The sequence below is a fragment of the Sphingobacterium multivorum genome (assembly GCF_039511225.1).
GTDB lineage: Bacteria > Bacteroidota > Bacteroidia > Sphingobacteriales > Sphingobacteriaceae > Sphingobacterium.
Map to the genome: position 1 here is coordinate 620,919 of NZ_CP154261.1, position 16,335 is coordinate 637,253.

Consider the following 16,335-nt stretch of genomic DNA (forward strand, 5'->3'; position numbering starts at 1 on the left):
TTTTTATTGGGAAAAGTTGCGTAATGGCTAATAGTGTATTAAATATTATTAAAATTGGCGGGAATATTATTGATGATGAACGCCAATTGGATTCTTTTTTAGAAAAGTTCTCCGCATTATCGGGGAAAAAGATTCTTGTACATGGCGGGGGTAAAATTGCAACTCGTTTGGCTAGTGAACTGGGCATTGAAGCCCAAATGGTTGAAGGGCGCCGTGTGACAAATGAGGAAATGTTACGCATTGTAACAATGGTATACGCCGGATTGACAAACAAGACAATCGTCGCTAAGTTGCAAAACTTGAAATGTGATGCTGTCGGATTAACCGGAGCTGATGGGGATGTCATTAAAGCGATAAAGCGTCCTGTAAAGGACATCGATTATGGTTTTGTAGGTGATTTGTTACATGACTCTGTAAATACCTTGGCCATCAAAAAGTTTTTGGAAGCGGGTTTTGTTCCTGTGTTTTCAGCTATTACACATAATGGCCTTGGACAATTGCTCAATACCAACGCGGATACAATAGCTTCTTCATTGGCGGTGTCTTTGGCTTCATTATATGAAACTTCTTTGGTTTATTGTTTCGAGAAGAACGGCGTTTTACGCGATGTAACAGATGAGAATTCGGTAATCCCAACGATTAAGTCAGAAGAGTTTGAACATCTTAAGGAATCCGGCGTAGTGAACGACGGGATGATCCCTAAGTTGCAAAATGCATTCAATGCTATAAATAAAGGTGTTCAAGAGGTCTATATTGGAAATGCTAATAATTTGCATTTGTTTCAACAAGGACAATTTGGCACTTGCTTGACATTAAAATAAAAATCTAACCTAAACCCAACGATCGCTATGAAAAAGGTCACCATTATCGGAAGCGGTAATATCGGTCTTTCCTTGGCAAAAGGACTTGTAAAAAGTGAATTTGCCCATGCTTCCGATATTACCTTGACGAGGAGAAATTTGAATGCACTGGCCGAAGAGGCGCGCCAAGGCTTCTCAATAAGTAATGATAATAAGCTCGCTGTAAAGGGGGCTGATATTGTTGTTTTCGCAATCTTACCTCAACAACTAAAAAAGGTATTGGTGGAAGTGGCTCCTGTAATTGAAAAGACCAATCAGATTTTTGTCTCTATTGTGTCGGGAGTTTCTTGTGCCGATTTAAAAGCAGAGTTGGGTGCAGATGCCACAGTGATACGAGCAATGCCCAATACGGCAATTGCAATAGCGCAATCAATGACGTGTATCGCCAGCGACAATGCTTCAGACGACAGTTTGAAGGAGGTTGAGAAAATGTTTGAAACTGTTGGTTCAGTCGTTGTTATTAATGAGGACCTAATGACATCGGCGACGGCATTGTGTGCTTGCGGTATCGCATTCTTTCTACGTGCGATCCGTGCTGCTTCACAAGGTGGGGTTGAAATCGGGTTTCATGCGCATGATGCATTAAAGATGGCGGTTCAAACTGCAAAAGGCGCTGCTGATTTGTTATTGCATACCAATGCTCATCCAGAAGGAGAGATTGATAAGGTAACATCACCAAAGGGCTGTACAATAGCGGGACTGAACGAAATGGAACATAATGGTTTTAGTTCTGCTTTTATAAAAGGAATTAAACTGTCTGCGGATAAAGCAGGAGGACTATACCATGAAGGATAAACAGGGCTTATTTGAAGATGCTCTGGCCCTTTTAAAACAATTAATTGGACTGTCGTCTTTAAGTAAAGAGGAAGAGTTCACAGCGGATTTAATTGATCGCTTCTTTCAGGAGCGTGACATCAAAACACATCGAAAAGGTAATAATGTCTGGGTATATAATGCTCATTATGATAGCACCAAACCTACGATATTACTCAACTCCCATCACGATACAGTAAAACCAAATACAGGTTATACAAGAGATCCTTTGGCGGCGACTGTAGAGGAAGGTAAATTGTACGGATTGGGGAGCAATGATGCTGGAGGCTGTTTGGTTTCACTGATCGCCACGTTTTTGTATTTTTACCAGCAGACGGACTTGAAGTATAACTTCTGTCTTGTCGCTAGTGCCGAAGAAGAGATCTCAGGTAAGAACGGTGTAGAATCTGTTTTGGATGATATCGGTTCAATTGATTTTGCAATTGTGGGTGAACCTACATTATTGGATTTGGCAATTGCAGAAAAGGGACTGATGGTGTTGGATTGTACAGCATTAGGGACGGCTGGACATGCCGCACGTAATGAGGGCGATAATGCAATCTACAAAGCGATCAAGGATATTGAATGGTTTCAAAATTATACATTTGAAAGGACTTCGTCAACCTTAGGTCCCATTAAGATGTCGGTGACAGTAATTCAGGCGGGATCGCAACATAATGTGGTGCCGGCTACTTGTAACTTTGTTGTCGATGTCAGAACCACAGATGCTTATTCGAATGAAGAGACGTTGGATATTATCAAGTCTCATGTAAAATCAGAGGTCACAGCGAGATCGACGCGTCTGAAGTCTTCTTCTATTCCTGAAACGCATCCAATTGTCAAAGCAGGTGTTGCACTGGGGCGTAAGGTATATGGATCGCCGACAATGAGTGATCAGGCTCTTATTCCTGTCCCTTCCCTGAAGTTGGGGCCAGGTGATAGTGCGCGGTCGCATATGGCGGATGAGTTTATCTATATTGATGAAATTAGAGCAGGGATTGATCTCTATATCGCCATGTTGGAAAAGATAGTATAAAAAAAGCTTCCATTTTTATGGAAGCTTTTTTATACTAGACTAAGCTGATTTGACGTTTAATACTCTCCTCGAGAGAGATGATCGTCTCGGTACGTTGAATCCCAGGTACGGATTGAATGTCTTCATTCAATACTTTTCTGAGGTGAACTGTATCTCTACAGATGATTTTTGCAAAAATACTGTATTGGCCAGTACAATAATGTAATTCGACCACTTCTTTGATTTCTTTCAATTTATCTACCGCATCTGCATATTGTGAACCTTTTTCAAGATAGATACCCAAAAAGGCCGTGATATCAAATCCGACTTTTTGAGGATTGATAATTAGATTTGACCCTCTAATGATACCTAATTCTTCCATCTTCTTCATTCTAACGTGAATTGTACCACCTGATACAATTAGCTTTTTTGCTATTTCTGTATAAGGAATAGAGGCATCGTTCATTAGAATAGACAAGATTTGGATATCCAAATTGTCTAGATCATAGTTTGCATATTGATTTTCCATTAACAATGGTTTTTGTGTTCATTAATTGGCCGTTGCATCAAAATCGGACCAATAGCTAAAATAATTAAATTTATTTCAAAATTACTAAGAATTTTCGGTTTATAGATGTAAATTTAATAAAAAATACTTATTCATATTGATAATGTTATATGTTTTTGATTGAAAGTGATTATAATTGTTTCATGGTGATCTTATTATAGGTTAAGTGATTGTTTTCATGTTTGATATCAGGATTATGATAAATTAATTTAGTATTGCCTTTTTTAGAAGTAGGAAATGCAGTTGGCCTATTAACAATCTAATCAGTTCGTATTTAGCGGTTGATAGGTTAAAAATGTAGCCAACCGTGTGATGTTTGAGTAAACGAAAAATCAAATACGGAATAGCGATGGAAGAAGTTCAAGATGTAAAGATTTCGAAAAAGAAGCCGATTTTTGAAGTAGGGGAAGGACTTCATAAATACCTTAAGCTGTATCAGCGAGACGAAAAGTTGCCTATAGGATATAAGGATCTATTGAATTTTACGGAGACAGTGCCTGTTATGGATAAATTTGGCAACGATACTTTTTGGGAGACTCCACTGTATCCGCAATATCTTATTGACCAATTGTATGACGGGTTGAAGGTGATTTATGCTAAATTGAAAGCATCAGGTAATACGCGAATCGTCCAGCACAAATATATTGATCGTGTCGAGTACTGCGGCTTTGGCAATACGAAACCCTTTCGTATTCGTATCGTGAACCGTTTAAATGATGTGTATGATTATTTTTACATCAAGCAGGCCGATGCATCAAGAATATATGGACTGGAGTTGGAAGAAATATTGTCGCCCAACCAGGTGAATTATATGGTAGACCATGATACCTTGGTTGAGGAACATATTGTTGGAATTCCGGGAGACACTTTTTCGAAAACACGTATGTTCTCGCCTGATTATAATCTGACCCGGATTTCTAAGGAATTTGTCAAGTTTAATGAGCGATGTATTATTACGTTGTTGGGGGATATGCGGGCATACAATTTCGTTATGCAGATTACACCAGATTTTGATGATTTCCAGTTTCGAATTCGGGCAATAGATTTTGACCAGCAGTTTTATGAGGGAAATCCGAAGGTATATATGCCGCAATTTTTTAAGGAGAATCTTCCCTATGTCAAACTAGCGATGGAACATCTCAATGAAAAAACAGTACTGCAATACCAACAAGAGGAGCGTTCCTCTATTGTGCATAGAGTTCGGAGCGAAAGACATCGGATCGCTGATCTGAGGGATGCCTCGCAAACGCAGGTGCTCTCGACCCAAGAGAATATCAAACAGTTACGTGAGGGCTATGCTGAATTTTATCAGAACAACTCTTATCTCAAGTGTAAAACGATGACGGATATTGTGGAATTGAATGTGAAGAATGTGATTCGTCAGGTTCAAATGTAATTACTTGATTCGATCCTTGTTGTCTTTGATAAAGGCGGACCATCCCGTGTACGATTTACTGTTGCCTGATACTGCGTTTTTCTGAAACGAGTGGCAGACAGCAATTGCCAATCCGTCGGTGGCATCTAAAAATTGTGGTGTTTCCTCAAATTTTAATAGATTTTTTAGCATAGCGGAAACCTGCTCCTTTGTCGCATTTCCATTTCCTGTAACGGATTGTTTTATCTTTCTTGGAGAATATTCGAAGATTGGAATATCTTGTGCTAATGCCGCCGCCATCGCAACACCTTGCGCTCGTCCTAATTTGAGCATGACCTGTATGTTTTTGCCATAAAATGGTGATTCAAGGGCTACGCAGTCGGGATTATATTCCTGCATTAAAGCCGAAGTTTTTTTGAAAATACGTTGTAGTTTTAGGGCATGATCGTCTAAATGTCCCATTTTGATGACCCCCATTGAGATCAAGGATATGTTATTGCCGGCTTCTTTGATGATACCATATCCGAGCACAACGGTACCGGGGTCGATCCCTAAAATTATTCTTTCTTTCGCCTTTTCCTTCTGCATATACAATATTACAAATTTTGCGTTTTATTCGCGGATTGCATTCGACAAAACTTAATCATTTGGCTAAAATTTAGTAACATTGCTCTCTAATTATCGAAAGTTGACAGGAAGACAAAAAAAATACATCAGTCTTTTATTGAAGATATTGGTTTTCGCTCTGGCGACCTGGTATATTGCCGTGAAAGTATCTGATAAAAGTAATATTGAGAAGTTTAAAACCCTAGTAGCAGGTTTAGAACAACATTCTGTTGTTTGGACCCTGGTTCTGATCGTGGTGTTAATGCTTGTAAATTGGTTGCTTGAAGTCGTTAAATGGCAGTATCTTGCCTCTAAACTGGAGCGTATTTCATTTTGGCGGGCCTTCCAATCCGTTTTTTGCGGACTTACCTGGGCTATTTTTACTCCCAATAGGATTGGAGAGTATGGTGGACGTGTTCTTTTTTTACAGCCTCAACATCGCGCAAAAGGAGCCGTGGCGATGGGCGTTGGATTGTTTGCACAATTGGTGCTCACAAGCGTTGCGGGATCATTAAGTATCGCTTGGTTTATCTGTAAATTTCTCTCAACTCCTTTAACCGTACAATTTGGTGTATGGCTACTTGCAATTATTTATGCCGGAGGATTTGTCATCTTATATTTCAATGTAAAATGGATCGATTTATTGGTCGGCAAAATTAAGTTTTTGAAACGGATTAAGCCTTTCTTTGAAGTATTGGAACATTATTCAATGCGCGAGCTCCGTATTGTTCTTTTAAATTCTTTGGCGCGATTTGTCATTTTTACTTCTCAGTATATCATCTTGATGAAGCTAACGCTACCTGAGTTACCGCTTTTATCCATGGTTCTGATGATTTTTATCCTGTTTTTTGTGCAGGCAGCGCTACCTACATTGGATATTTTTGATTTCAGTGTTAGAAGTTTCGTTGCAAGCAATCTATATAGTTATATTACCACACAGGAAATTGCTGTAATGGCTATTGTTTCCTGCATTTGGTTCGTCAATTTGATTCTTCCAGCTATATTTGGTTCTATTTTTGTTTTTAAGATAAATTTTTTCGGTGATACAAATTCTTAACTATTTATTGATCATTTTTGCTTGCGTATACGTAATTCTAGTTTTATGGATGCGCAGAGGCTGGTTCTTGCTTTCGGAGCCTAACAATACTGTTAGGCCAACAATGACCGTATCTGTCATTATCGCAGCGCGGAATGAGGAGTTAAATATTAGGCGCACCATTGAATCGATACTAGGGCAAAATTATCCTAGAGAACTCCTGGAGTTAATTATTATCGATGACCATTCGGACGATAGTACGTCTTTGATTGTGAAAGAATATGAAGAAAAAGGTGTCAAGCTGATTCAATTGAACGAAAATGGCCGTTTGAATTCCTACAAGAAATTGGCAATTTCAAGGGCAATAGACTGCTGTCGTGGCGAAATTATTATTACCACTGATGCAGACTGCCGCATGGGGTCGAACTGGCTAAAGACGGTTATCAGTACATTTGAGAAAGAAGATGCCTATCTACAATCTTCTCCAGTGGTGTATTCGGAAGAAAACAGTTTTTTTGAACGACTGCAGACCCTGGAATTTTTGTATTTGATAGGTTTGGGTGCTGCAGGTATTGGTAATAAAAAACCAACGACCTGTAATGGTGCGAATTTGGCCTATCGAAAGGACATTTTTAAACAAATGGGTGGATTTAAAGGGATTGATGAGCTTGCATCTGGAGATGATGAACTTTTTTTACATAAGGTAGCAGAACAATATCCCGATCGTATAACCTTTTGTAAATCACAAGATGCCGTTGTTTATACAGATGCAAAACCAGATTTGAAATCATTCATTAGTCAGCGTAGACGCTGGGCTTCAAAAAGTACCAAATATAAAAATAAAGGTGTCATCGCATTGGGGATTTCCATTTGGTTTTTCAACTTATTGATATTAGTTGCTGCAGTCCTTGCGTTCTGTGGTGTGAAATTTGTTGCTTGGGTAGTACTGTTCGCGTTGTTATTGAAGATGACTGTCGAATTTCTTTTTATTCAACCTTTAACCAGGTTCGCAAGCAGAAATGAACTCTTATGGTATCTTCCTTTATTAAGCCTGGCTCATATCCTTTATCTAGCTTATATCGGCATATTGGGTAATGTTGGGAAGTATGACTGGAAAGGAAGGCAGGTCAAGTAGCTTACTGCAATTTTTCGACCTTGAGTTTTATAGCTTCCTCAGCTAATTTAACGATCTCTTCAATATTCTTGCCCTCCGTATCCAAAGGATTTAGAACCTCCCAGGTCATATGAAGAAATGGGGTTAATGGATACATCCCATATTGTACCATTTCATATGATCCTGTGATGGCGATAGGAACAACGAGTGCGTTCGGATTCTTCTTTAGTAATGTGGCAATTCCGCCAACATGAAAGGCCTTCATTTTTCCGGTTTTCGATCTTGTTCCCTCTGGAAAAATAAACGCCGACCAGTTTTTGGTTTTCATATTATTGGCAAGCTTCAATATCTCAGCAATAGACTGTTTGGGGTCATTGCGATCTATATTTGCGGCACCACCATGTTTTAAGTTAAAGGAGATGCTAGGTATACCGCTGGCAAGTTCAATTTTAGAAATAAATTTTCCATGAAACCTGCGTAAAAAATAGATCATTGGCGGAATATCAAAGGTGCTTTGGTGATTGGCTACAAAGACAATGGGTTGCCCTGTTGGAATATTTTTATTGTCGATAAACGTCACCCGATTAAATAATGTGTAATAGCAGGCAACGAGACAGGCATTTAATATATCCACACTCTTTTTGTGTGCATTATATCCACCCAGCTTTAAACATAACCACTGTATAGGGTGAAAGATAATCAAGGATAAACCAAAACAAAACCAAAATATTATAGATAGGAAATAGCCTAAAAACTTCTTCATAAATGTTATTTAATGATACAAATATATCATTAAGCAGTGGTTTTTTAAAAATATTGATTTTATAGTGTTTTGTTTTAATAATATTAATGTTATCTTTAATAATATTAATATATTTATTATTTAATGAAAAAAATACCGGTTGATTGCCCTTGTTGTGAAGCGAAGTTAAAAGTCGCTAAATTGGTGTGTGACTCCTGTGAAACCGAAGTTGTTGGAAAGTTTTCATTACCCGTGTTAATGCAACTTACTGTTGAGGAGCAAGAATTTGTTCTGAATTTTTTGATACACTCAGGAAGTTTAAAGGAAATGGCAAACCAAATGGGAAAATCCTATCCGACAGTTCGTAATATCCTGGATGATCTGATTCAAAAAGTGAAAGCTCTTACGAATAAAAATAGTGTTGGCAGAAATAGAAATATTTAGTGGCGAGGGAAATCGAATGATTGATGAACAAAGAATGATGTCATGATGAAAAATAATACGCTTTTTACCGAAAGCCAATCTTTTTTTAGCTGGTTATTATGTTTGATCCTTTTAACGGTCAGTGTAGCCAGTTTTTCTGTGCACTGGCATGATATCTTGCAGTTGGATTTTGTTCCATTATTTCAATTACCAGGATTTTGGATCAATTTGGTATTGTGGGGGTTATTTGGCATACTACGATTAAAAACTATTATTCGTGAAGATGGAATTGAAGTCTATTTTTTCCCATTTAATTTCTATCGTAAAAGGACGCTTTGGGCAGATATCCGTGCTATTCAGGTACGAAAATATAACCCGATCGGTGAGTTTGGTGGATGGGGATTACGGAGGGGGGTGAGAGGTCTGGCTTTTTCAGCTCGTGGTAATATGGGTTTACAACTTACATTGGAAACTGGTAAAATATTAGTTATTGGAACCCAAAATCCGGCTGCGATTGAACAGCTGAACTTATCTCAATTCTTAAAAAATGAAAGTTAAACAGATTTTTCAGAATCCATTTGCGGAATTCCCAGAGTGGAAGTTATTCTTTGCTGGTGTTATCGGATTTTTGTTATCAAGCTATGTTATTTATTTATCGGGCCAGCAGTTCAATGGTTTTATGCATTTCTATCAACCGGATGGGGTGATTTCGATATGGGCTGTATTGGGCGTTCATGCCTGTATGGTTTTGGCTCCTTTTACACTTCTTTACGGTACTGGGATGTTATTGAACAGAAAGACCAGAATCATCGATGTCATGAATGTCGTTCTGATTATACCATTTCCGCTCTATCTTGCCTTATTTTTAGGGAAATTGTTAAACCAGGATAAATTCACGGCTCAAGTATTAAAAGGAGTGCAAAACGGTGATCATACATTGGCTGGAGTTGATAGAAACCAGCTGCTTTTATTCGGTATGTTTGGAATGGTCAGTTTGTTATTGCTATGCTATCAATTCTATTTATTGGTTAAGGGTATGAATGTAGCCGTTAATAATAAGAAGATTGGAATCAGTATGGTATTTGTGGCATTATATTTTATATTGGATTTATGCATACAGTTTAATTTCTAGTAAAAAACGACAATGAGAAAAATTTTATACCTATTTATCATTTGTTTTCATTTTTCATGTACCCATGCGCAGACATTTGATGGCTCATGGAAGGGCGAGGTTGAGGTTTCAGGGCAGAAGCTGCTACTGGTATTCAATATTCAAAAAGATAGTGCAGGGAAGTGGAATGGTACCTTTGAGAGTCCGATGCAAACAGCGCAGAAATTTCCAATCAATCAAATACGTATTCAACACGATTCCATTTGGATGGATGTTAAGAATATAGGTCTTCTGTATGCGGGCTTTTTGGATCGAGATAAAGATGTTATGAAAGGGGTGATGAAACAAGGCCCCTTTGAATCTGCTATGATTTTAGTACGAAGCGAGAATGAACAGAGTGGACTTTCTCGTAAGCAGGATGTTTTTCCTCCTTATAGCTATACGGAAGAGGAAGTTTCGTTTAAAAATAGTGCCGGCAATGCAGTTCTTACGGGCTCTCTGACTTATCCTAAAAATGGTGGACCATTCCCCGCATTGGTGTTGGTCAACGGTAGCGGTCAGCAGAATAGGGATTCTGAAGTGTTTGGTCACAGGCCATTTAAGGTGCTTGCAGATCATCTTACCAAAAACGGTTTTGCTGTATTACGTTACGATGATCGAGGGGTAGGCGGCTCTAAAGGAGAAGTTAATTTAGCGACAACAATTGATTTTGCCTCTGATGCCAATGCTGCAGTTGATTTTCTCAGCAAAAAAGCTATAGTAGATGTGGATAAAATCGGAATGATCGGGCATAGTGAGGGAGCCCTAATTGCCGAAATAGTGGCATCCGAGAACAGTAAGGTAAAGTATACTGCACTTTTGTCTGGCCCTGTGATCAAAGGAGATTCTTTACTGATCTTACAGAGTTATGCTTTAGGAAAAGCGGGCGGATTATCTGAAGCAGCATTACAGACCAATAAAGCAAATAATCGAAGATTGTATACTATTCTATTGGAAGATGCGCCACCAAAGGCATTGGCCGAATCGTTGGAAAAAGAACTTATTCAGCAAAATAACGGTAATCCCCTGACTGCTGATATGAAAATTAAACTCAGTCCAATGATGAGCCCCTGGTTTAGAACGTTTCTTCGTATCGATCCGGCTTATTATCTGAAGCAGCTAAAAATACCGGTTTTTGCTTCATTTGGCGGAAAGGACGTCCAAGTTCCTGCAAATGAAAACATTTATTGTCTCCAACACCTGCACTTAAAGACTACTGACGTCACCATTAAGGATTATCCCAATTTGAATCACCTTTTTCAGCATGCGCAAACTGGAAAAATTGAAGAATATTTTGAAAACTCAGAGAGTTTTAATGAACAATTGATGGATGACCTTACAAAATGGCTTAAATTGAAGACAAATTGATTTAATGAACTGAAGGCCTGGAGTTTTAGTATTTCTTTCCGGATCAAATAGGGGTAAAAGATCAGGGCCATTTAATGTTCTATTAAATGGCCCTGACTATATTACACCAACCTGACTATATTAGATCAAGGGATATTTTTTTGAAGGGCTTTCCAATTAAGGCGTTGTATTGGCTACAGGAAGTATTTTCCCATTGAAATAGTGATGTCCATTTTGAGCGAACTCTGCAATATAGCGTCCCATTTCAAAGGCTAAAGTACCCGCTTCAACACCCGGAAAAGCAGCCTCGAACATTTCGGTCTGAGCAGAACCTAAGGCTAGACAGTTCACTTTGATTCCTTTTTCCTTAAACTCCTCCGCTAAGCATTCTGTAAGCACTGCTAATGCGGCTTTGCTGGTTGAATATGCCGAAAGTCCGGGAAACTTCAATGATCCCTGAAATCCCCCCATACTGCCAATATTGACAATATGTGAGCCTGATGGCATCATGGGAACAACGTTTTGTATCATATTTACATGTCCCATTACATTGGTTTGTAGCATTTCAGCAAAATCCTTTCCATCAGTTTCCATAAATGGCTTATTGATGAGTGCTCCAGCATTGTTTATCAAGATATCAACCTTATCAAATTTTGATTGGATAAAGGGAACAAGTGTAGTATAGTCATCGTAGACAATATCAAATTGAGCGGGGTATAAGGTGCCGCCATCATAGTTGAGCTGACCTGCAATTTCATGAAGTTTTCTCAGTTTGTCTGCTGATCTAGCCAAAGCAATGACTTTGTTGTCCTTTTTAGAGGTCAAATCCAACACCGCTTCAAATCCAACACCACTGCTTGCACCTGTAATAATAATATTTGCCATGTTTATTCTTCTAGTTTTTGACTTTGTTCAACTTCTTCTGCGGAAGGTAATTTGTCCTCTCCAATTGCTTGCGGATGAAAGATAAAATAAATTCCTGAAAGCGCGACGAGAGCGGAAATAATATAAAATAACAAGGTTATTAAAACCGCATTGTGTGAGTCGACGTGGAATATGCCCGCTCCCCACATGATCACAAGCTCACGCATCCCTAAACCACCCACTGAAAACGGAATGATCGAAACAAGAGAAGATGCAAGGAATAAAAATAGGTAAGGAGAAAATTTGCCGCTAAATCCTAGCGCATAAAGGATAAGAATTGCTGCAATAACTTGCATGGATTGCACACCGATTGCCTTTAAATGAGCTTTTAGAAATGTAGCCTTGTATTCTTTAAAGAACTTGGTTACGATAAAGTAGTAGAGAACGCTCCCTATTATAAATAGAATAATGGTCAGATAGTTTGGGATTCCCAGCTGTGGCATATAAGTAATTAGCGCTGCAATGATCAGGCAAAGTGCCCATAATCCACTTAATCTATCTAAAAATAAGGCCGTAAATAATTTTCGTCCTTTAATATTGAATCGTTTTCTGAGGAAGAATATTTTATAACCATCTCCGCCAACACCGCCTGGTAAAATGAGGTTGTAAAATAGGCCAAGTTGATACAGTTTTAAATTATATTTTTCAGTAACATCCAAACCAATTGCCTTTAAAAAGGTCAATAAACGCGAGGAGGAAATAAAAATAGAGGTGCTATAAGCAACTAAAGCAAAGAATAGATAAAGTGGATTGGAATTGATGATGGCTTCTTTCAGATCCTTTAGCGATACCTTGCTGAATACCCAATATAAGGCCCCCACAGTAACGACAATCTTTGCTATATTTTTGGCTATTTTGAGCCCCTTTTTTTTATCCATATAAATTATACATCCAATCTTGTTCGGCTGTAATTAGCGTTTTGGAGAATCCAAAGTTAGAAACTTTGGCGAATTGTGCAATTGCGATTAAGCAATCGTTGGGTAAATTCTTGAATACAATAATATCAAATATAAAATACCAAAGATAGTGGCGAGAGAAAATAGCCAATTTAGGTCAATTCTGTTATATTTGTGCTTGAGCACAGCGATCATTAATCCAATAATGAAGCAAAATAACAGGATAGGAGCTATAAGAGCTATCTTATTGGTAAAAGCAAGGCTGATTTGATTCAATTTGCTTTTTGCTTCCTGTCCTAAAAAGAGCGGATAAGAGGCAAAGGCCAATAAAATGATAAATAACCTTAACAGTGTTTTTGCGATTATTTTGCTTATGGTATGATTTTTGGCTGTAATCTTCATGATTTGTGGATTAATTAAACCCAAAAATACAATTTGAAATTAAAATTTATACATATGAATCGATTCGTTTTATCATTAGCAACTGTTTTTGCTACGGTGACCTTATTTTCTTGTGGAGCACAAAAGCAAGGTACATCAACTGGAAATCCTTCTTCCAATACGAGTGCAGCTTCTGGTCCTAGCGCTTCGGATTGGAAATCCGCTGTAAAAGGAACGTGGACATTGAATACAATCGATAGAGAGAATTTACCTTCTTCATTCACGATCAAAAGTGTATTTGAAGAAGCTCCGGCAGAATGTTTCGTAGGTAGCACATGGAATTTTATTGGAAATGGGAAAGGATCAATTACATTTAATGCGCAAGGAACTTTGTGTGCTCCAGGAGCATCACGTGAGATTTTTTGGTCTATCTATAATCCTGGAAAAGGCTTAGGAGAACCTCAGTTTCAATTTAAAAAGATTTATGCGGGCGATAAGGCGAAGAACGTAACAACAGGTTACCGATTAGATTTATCTTATTCTGATGGAAATAAATTAGTTATGCGTATGCCGTTGACAGTTGCTAATGGAGAAGCTTATTTAGTTTTTAACTTTACGCGCTCAAATTAAACATAAACGATAAAAAAAGAATAACAGAAAGCTATAGGAATTCCTATAGCTTTTTTTGTTTAAAATTTAATACTTTTACACTCCCAATTCATTATGATTTATTTGCACTGTAGACGGATGAGTTGACGAATACGGTGGACGGCAGGTATTGTATGATAATCTTGTGCGTGGCTAAATTAATCGCGGATAAAATAATTGTAAGTATGGGTATGGGATAAATATCTAACGATTTCGTCAGGTATTGCTTAATCTAGAGAGAAACATGGCTGAACAAAACACGAAAACTGCTTTAATAACAGGTATAACAGGACAAGATGGTGCCTATCTAGCAGAATTCCTATTGAAGAAAGGATATAAAGTACACGGTTTAAAACGCCGTAGTTCTTTATTCAATACGGATCGTATTGACCATCTTTATCAAGATCCTCATCTTGACAACCGAAATTTCACGTTGCATTTTGGTGATTTAACGGATTCAACCAATTTGATTCGTATTATACAAGAAACACAGCCTGACGAAATTTACAACCTCGCGGCACAATCTCACGTAAAGGTTAGTTTTGATACGCCAGAATATACTGCGAATGCAGATGGCATCGGTACCTTGCGGATTCTTGAGGCGGTCAGATTATTGGGAATGATCGAAAAAACCCGTATTTATCAGGCTTCCACTTCCGAATTGTATGGATTGGTGCAAGCGGTTCCACAAAGTGAAACAACACCCTTTTATCCCCGAAGTCCGTATGCTGTAGCAAAAATGTACGGGTATTGGATTACTGTAAATTATCGGGAAGCTTATAAGATGTATGCCTGTAATGGTATTTTATTTAATCACGAGAGCCCTGTAAGAGGAGAAACTTTTGTGACACGTAAAATTACCAGGGCTGTGGCAAAAATCGCACTAGGGTTGCAGGATAAATTATATCTTGGTAATCTGTCCGCACAACGTGACTGGGGGCATGCCAAAGATTATGTAGAAGCAATGTGGTTGATTCTGCAACAAGAAACCGCAGAAGACTTTGTGATTGCTACAGGTGTGACAACAACTGTTAGAGACTTTGTTCGCATGGCTTTTGCAGAATTGGGAATTGAGATTGAGTTCAGTGGAAAGGGAGAGCAGGAGAAGGGGGTAATTATCGATATCGACGAAGAACGCCTGGCCCAATTAAATATTGATAAGTCGCTGATTAAATTCGGTCAGACTGTTGTCAAAGTTGATCCGGCATATTATAGGCCAACTGAAGTCGATTTACTTATTGGTGATCCGACAAAAGCGAATACAAAACTCGGATGGACGCCAAAATATGATCTTCAGATGTTGGTAACAGACATGGTACAATCCGATCTTCATCTGATGAGAAAGGAAGAATACTTAAAACAAGGCGGATTTGAAACCTTGAATTATTTTGAATAATTCATAATTGGTAAAAAAAAATAAAACTGGAATAATTTTTGTTTAAACATTCAATAGTATAAATTTATAGATTTATACCTATGAAAATGACAGTATATTATGATAAATTCAGAAGTTGTTTCGAGTAAGAAAGAAGAAGAAAAGAAGAAAGATTCTTCGAAGATTTACTTCTTTATCATTGCGATAGCAGCATTACTTGCAACAAACATATATTTTTATGTCAAGTTTAAGTCCAATGGTGAAAAAGTCTATACACTTACAGTAGAAAAAGAAAATCTGCAGGTACAAATCGATCGTATTGAAGCTGAATTGGATAAAATTGATGTAGAAAATGTCCAATTGACGCCAGAGATGACCGTGCAGAAGGATGATTCTAGGGCGGAGATAGCAGTGCTTCGTAAAAAGCTTGAAAATAAAAGTATTACTCCAAAAGATATTGATGATGCACAGCACAAGATCAATCAGCTTAAGAAGCAGGTGGATACGTATCGTGTAAATGTGCAACGGCTGATCCAGGAAAATCAAATTTTATCGAAGCAAAACTCCAATTTGAGCGAATCTGTAGTTGAAAAAGAAAAACAGATTACTTCGTTAGTTACATCAAATTCGGACCTGAAAGAGAAGGTTGCGACTGCTTCGGCACTAAAAGTTTCAAGCATCAGTATAAATGGCCTTGAAGTCAAAAAGAATGGAAAAGAATTTGTAGAAGAACGTGCTAAAAAAATCGATAAGCTGAAAATCAACTTTACCGTTGCTGATAATCCGTTGGCAAAAAGTGGAGAACGTGATATATATGTCAGAATTATTGATCCGCAGGGAAATCTGGTCGTGCAAGGTGATAATATTTTCTACGTACATGGCGAGAAATTACAATATACTTTTAAACACAATATTTTATTTACCAACAAAGGTGAAGATTATATCGTCTATTGGGCAGCTGAAGAAGGATTCTCTAAGGGCGCCTATACGGTTCTGTTATATGAAGATAATGCAATCATGGGACGGTCTACTGTTGTATTGCGTTAAAAATAAATGCACTAT

At 38.0% G+C, this 16,335-nt stretch carries 18 protein-coding genes; 13 read left to right on the forward strand and 5 right to left on the reverse strand.

From position 1 onward, the window contains the following. The first annotated feature begins 23 nt into the window (after positions 1–23). From argB to AAH582_RS02515, 3 genes are read left to right on the forward strand one after another with little or no spacing between them, the layout of a single operon-like run. Entirely contained in the window at positions 24–821 is a 798-nt protein-coding gene (gene argB / locus AAH582_RS02505; RefSeq protein WP_046674891.1) for an acetylglutamate kinase, read from the forward strand. A gap of 27 nt (positions 822–848) precedes the next feature. Then, positions 849–1,655: a pyrroline-5-carboxylate reductase gene (gene proC / locus AAH582_RS02510; protein ID WP_343321143.1), complete on the forward strand. Its 807-nt coding sequence runs from the start codon at positions 849–851 to the stop codon at positions 1,653–1,655. After that, positions 1,645–2,709: a M20 family metallo-hydrolase gene (locus AAH582_RS02515; RefSeq protein WP_046674893.1), complete on the forward strand. Its 1,065-nt coding sequence runs from the start codon at positions 1,645–1,647 to the stop codon at positions 2,707–2,709. Before proC ends, AAH582_RS02515 begins: the two co-directional genes overlap by 11 nt. A 34-nt stretch (positions 2,710–2,743) precedes the next feature. On the opposite strand, the gene AAH582_RS02520 is transcribed toward AAH582_RS02515, so the two are convergent. Then, positions 2,744–3,217, reverse strand: coding sequence for an Lrp/AsnC ligand binding domain-containing protein (locus AAH582_RS02520; RefSeq protein ID WP_046674894.1), 474 nt, complete (start codon positions 3,215–3,217; stop codon positions 2,744–2,746). A 388-nt stretch (positions 3,218–3,605) separates the two neighbouring features. Here AAH582_RS02520 and AAH582_RS02525 point away from each other — a divergent pair, with 388 nt between their 5' ends. Further along, positions 3,606–4,652: a hypothetical protein gene (locus AAH582_RS02525; protein ID WP_046674895.1), complete on the forward strand. Its 1,047-nt coding sequence runs from the start codon at positions 3,606–3,608 to the stop codon at positions 4,650–4,652. Here AAH582_RS02525 and ruvC read toward each other — a convergent pair whose 3' ends face one another. After that, positions 4,653–5,219 (reverse strand): crossover junction endodeoxyribonuclease RuvC, encoded by a 567-nt coding sequence (ruvC, locus tag AAH582_RS02530; protein WP_343321144.1) that lies wholly within the window; start codon positions 5,217–5,219, stop codon positions 4,653–4,655. Between the two features lie 100 nt (positions 5,220–5,319). Here ruvC and AAH582_RS02535 point away from each other — a divergent pair, with 100 nt between their 5' ends. Together AAH582_RS02535 and AAH582_RS02540 are read left to right on the forward strand one after the other, a co-directional pair. Then, positions 5,320–6,294, forward strand: coding sequence for a lysylphosphatidylglycerol synthase domain-containing protein (locus tag AAH582_RS02535; RefSeq protein WP_112373914.1), 975 nt, complete (start codon positions 5,320–5,322; stop codon positions 6,292–6,294). A gap of 49 nt (positions 6,295–6,343) precedes the next feature. Next, on the forward strand, positions 6,344–7,408 hold the full coding sequence (locus tag AAH582_RS02540; RefSeq protein ID WP_343321145.1) for a glycosyltransferase family 2 protein: 1,065 nt from the start codon (positions 6,344–6,346) through the stop codon (positions 7,406–7,408). Between the two features lies 1 nt (position 7,409). On the opposite strand, the gene AAH582_RS02545 is transcribed toward AAH582_RS02540, so the two are convergent. Continuing rightward, on the reverse strand, positions 7,410–8,150 hold the full coding sequence (locus tag AAH582_RS02545; protein WP_046674899.1) for a lysophospholipid acyltransferase family protein: 741 nt from the start codon (positions 8,148–8,150) through the stop codon (positions 7,410–7,412). Positions 8,151–8,273: 123 nt separating this feature from the next. On the opposite strand from AAH582_RS02545, the gene AAH582_RS02550 reads away from it, so the two are divergent. The 4 genes from AAH582_RS02550 to AAH582_RS02565 are packed head-to-tail and all read left to right on the forward strand — an operon-like array spanning position 8,274 to position 11,070. Next, positions 8,274–8,573, forward strand: a complete 300-nt coding sequence (locus tag AAH582_RS02550; protein WP_046674900.1) for a DUF2089 family protein — start codon at positions 8,274–8,276, stop codon at positions 8,571–8,573. A 42-nt stretch (positions 8,574–8,615) separates the two neighbouring features. Next, positions 8,616–9,110, forward strand: coding sequence for a hypothetical protein (locus tag AAH582_RS02555; RefSeq protein WP_343321146.1), 495 nt, complete (start codon positions 8,616–8,618; stop codon positions 9,108–9,110). Further along, complete coding sequence (locus AAH582_RS02560; protein ID WP_343321147.1) at positions 9,100–9,684, forward strand: hypothetical protein; 585 nt, start codon at positions 9,100–9,102, stop codon at positions 9,682–9,684. The genes AAH582_RS02555 and AAH582_RS02560 overlap by 11 nt, the downstream gene beginning before the upstream one ends. A 12-nt stretch (positions 9,685–9,696) precedes the next feature. Further along, entirely contained in the window at positions 9,697–11,070 is a 1,374-nt protein-coding gene (locus AAH582_RS02565; protein ID WP_343321148.1) for an alpha/beta hydrolase family protein, read from the forward strand. Between the two features lie 156 nt (positions 11,071–11,226). Here AAH582_RS02565 and AAH582_RS02570 read toward each other — a convergent pair whose 3' ends face one another. Further along, a complete protein-coding gene (locus AAH582_RS02570) occupies positions 11,227–11,934 on the reverse strand; it encodes an SDR family NAD(P)-dependent oxidoreductase (protein WP_070570367.1) in 708 nt (235 codons plus the stop codon). Positions 11,935–11,936: 2 nt separating this feature from the next. Then, entirely contained in the window at positions 11,937–12,851 is a 915-nt protein-coding gene (locus tag AAH582_RS02575; RefSeq protein WP_343321149.1) for a lysylphosphatidylglycerol synthase transmembrane domain-containing protein, read from the reverse strand. Between the two features lie 474 nt (positions 12,852–13,325). Between AAH582_RS02575 and AAH582_RS02580 the strand changes: the two genes are divergently transcribed. The 3 genes from AAH582_RS02580 (at position 13,326) to AAH582_RS02590 (ending at position 16,320) form a co-directional block, all read left to right on the forward strand. Continuing rightward, positions 13,326–13,880 (forward strand): lipocalin family protein, encoded by a 555-nt coding sequence (locus tag AAH582_RS02580; RefSeq protein ID WP_046674905.1) that lies wholly within the window; start codon positions 13,326–13,328, stop codon positions 13,878–13,880. A 262-nt stretch (positions 13,881–14,142) separates the two neighbouring features. Beyond that, positions 14,143–15,294, forward strand: coding sequence for a GDP-mannose 4,6-dehydratase (gmd, locus tag AAH582_RS02585; protein ID WP_046674906.1), 1,152 nt, complete (start codon positions 14,143–14,145; stop codon positions 15,292–15,294). A gap of 99 nt (positions 15,295–15,393) precedes the next feature. Next, positions 15,394–16,320, forward strand: coding sequence for a hypothetical protein (locus AAH582_RS02590; RefSeq protein WP_343321150.1), 927 nt, complete (start codon positions 15,394–15,396; stop codon positions 16,318–16,320). Positions 16,321–16,335 lie beyond the last annotated feature (15 nt).

What these genes read in the sequence shown, in the direction of transcription:
- AAH582_RS02545 (WP_046674899.1), bottom strand. Translation starts at nt 8,150, where the DNA reads ATGAAGAAGTTTTTAGGCTATTTCCTATCTATAATATTTTGGTTTTGT.
- AAH582_RS02575 (WP_343321149.1), bottom strand. Translation starts at nt 12,851, where the DNA reads ATGGATAAAAAAAAGGGGCTCAAAATAGCCAAAAATATAGCAAAGATT.
- AAH582_RS02570 (WP_070570367.1), bottom strand. Translation starts at nt 11,934, where the DNA reads ATGGCAAATATTATTATTACAGGTGCAAGCAGTGGTGTTGGATTTGAA.
- AAH582_RS02590 (WP_343321150.1), top strand. Translation starts at nt 15,394, where the DNA reads ATGATAAATTCAGAAGTTGTTTCGAGTAAGAAAGAAGAAGAAAAGAAG.
- AAH582_RS02580 (WP_046674905.1), top strand. Translation starts at nt 13,326, where the DNA reads ATGAATCGATTCGTTTTATCATTAGCAACTGTTTTTGCTACGGTGACC.
- AAH582_RS02565 (WP_343321148.1), top strand. Translation starts at nt 9,697, where the DNA reads ATGAGAAAAATTTTATACCTATTTATCATTTGTTTTCATTTTTCATGT.
- AAH582_RS02550 (WP_046674900.1), top strand. Translation starts at nt 8,274, where the DNA reads ATGAAAAAAATACCGGTTGATTGCCCTTGTTGTGAAGCGAAGTTAAAA.
- proC (WP_343321143.1), top strand. Translation starts at nt 849, where the DNA reads ATGAAAAAGGTCACCATTATCGGAAGCGGTAATATCGGTCTTTCCTTG.
- AAH582_RS02540 (WP_343321145.1), top strand. Translation starts at nt 6,344, where the DNA reads ATGCGCAGAGGCTGGTTCTTGCTTTCGGAGCCTAACAATACTGTTAGG.
- gmd (WP_046674906.1), top strand. Translation starts at nt 14,143, where the DNA reads ATGGCTGAACAAAACACGAAAACTGCTTTAATAACAGGTATAACAGGA.
- AAH582_RS02520 (WP_046674894.1), bottom strand. Translation starts at nt 3,217, where the DNA reads ATGGAAAATCAATATGCAAACTATGATCTAGACAATTTGGATATCCAA.
- AAH582_RS02560 (WP_343321147.1), top strand. Translation starts at nt 9,100, where the DNA reads ATGAAAGTTAAACAGATTTTTCAGAATCCATTTGCGGAATTCCCAGAG.
- AAH582_RS02515 (WP_046674893.1), top strand. Translation starts at nt 1,645, where the DNA reads ATGAAGGATAAACAGGGCTTATTTGAAGATGCTCTGGCCCTTTTAAAA.
- AAH582_RS02525 (WP_046674895.1), top strand. Translation starts at nt 3,606, where the DNA reads ATGGAAGAAGTTCAAGATGTAAAGATTTCGAAAAAGAAGCCGATTTTT.
- ruvC (WP_343321144.1), bottom strand. Translation starts at nt 5,219, where the DNA reads ATGCAGAAGGAAAAGGCGAAAGAAAGAATAATTTTAGGGATCGACCCC.
- argB (WP_046674891.1), top strand. Translation starts at nt 24, where the DNA reads ATGGCTAATAGTGTATTAAATATTATTAAAATTGGCGGGAATATTATT.
- AAH582_RS02555 (WP_343321146.1), top strand. Translation starts at nt 8,616, where the DNA reads ATGATGAAAAATAATACGCTTTTTACCGAAAGCCAATCTTTTTTTAGC.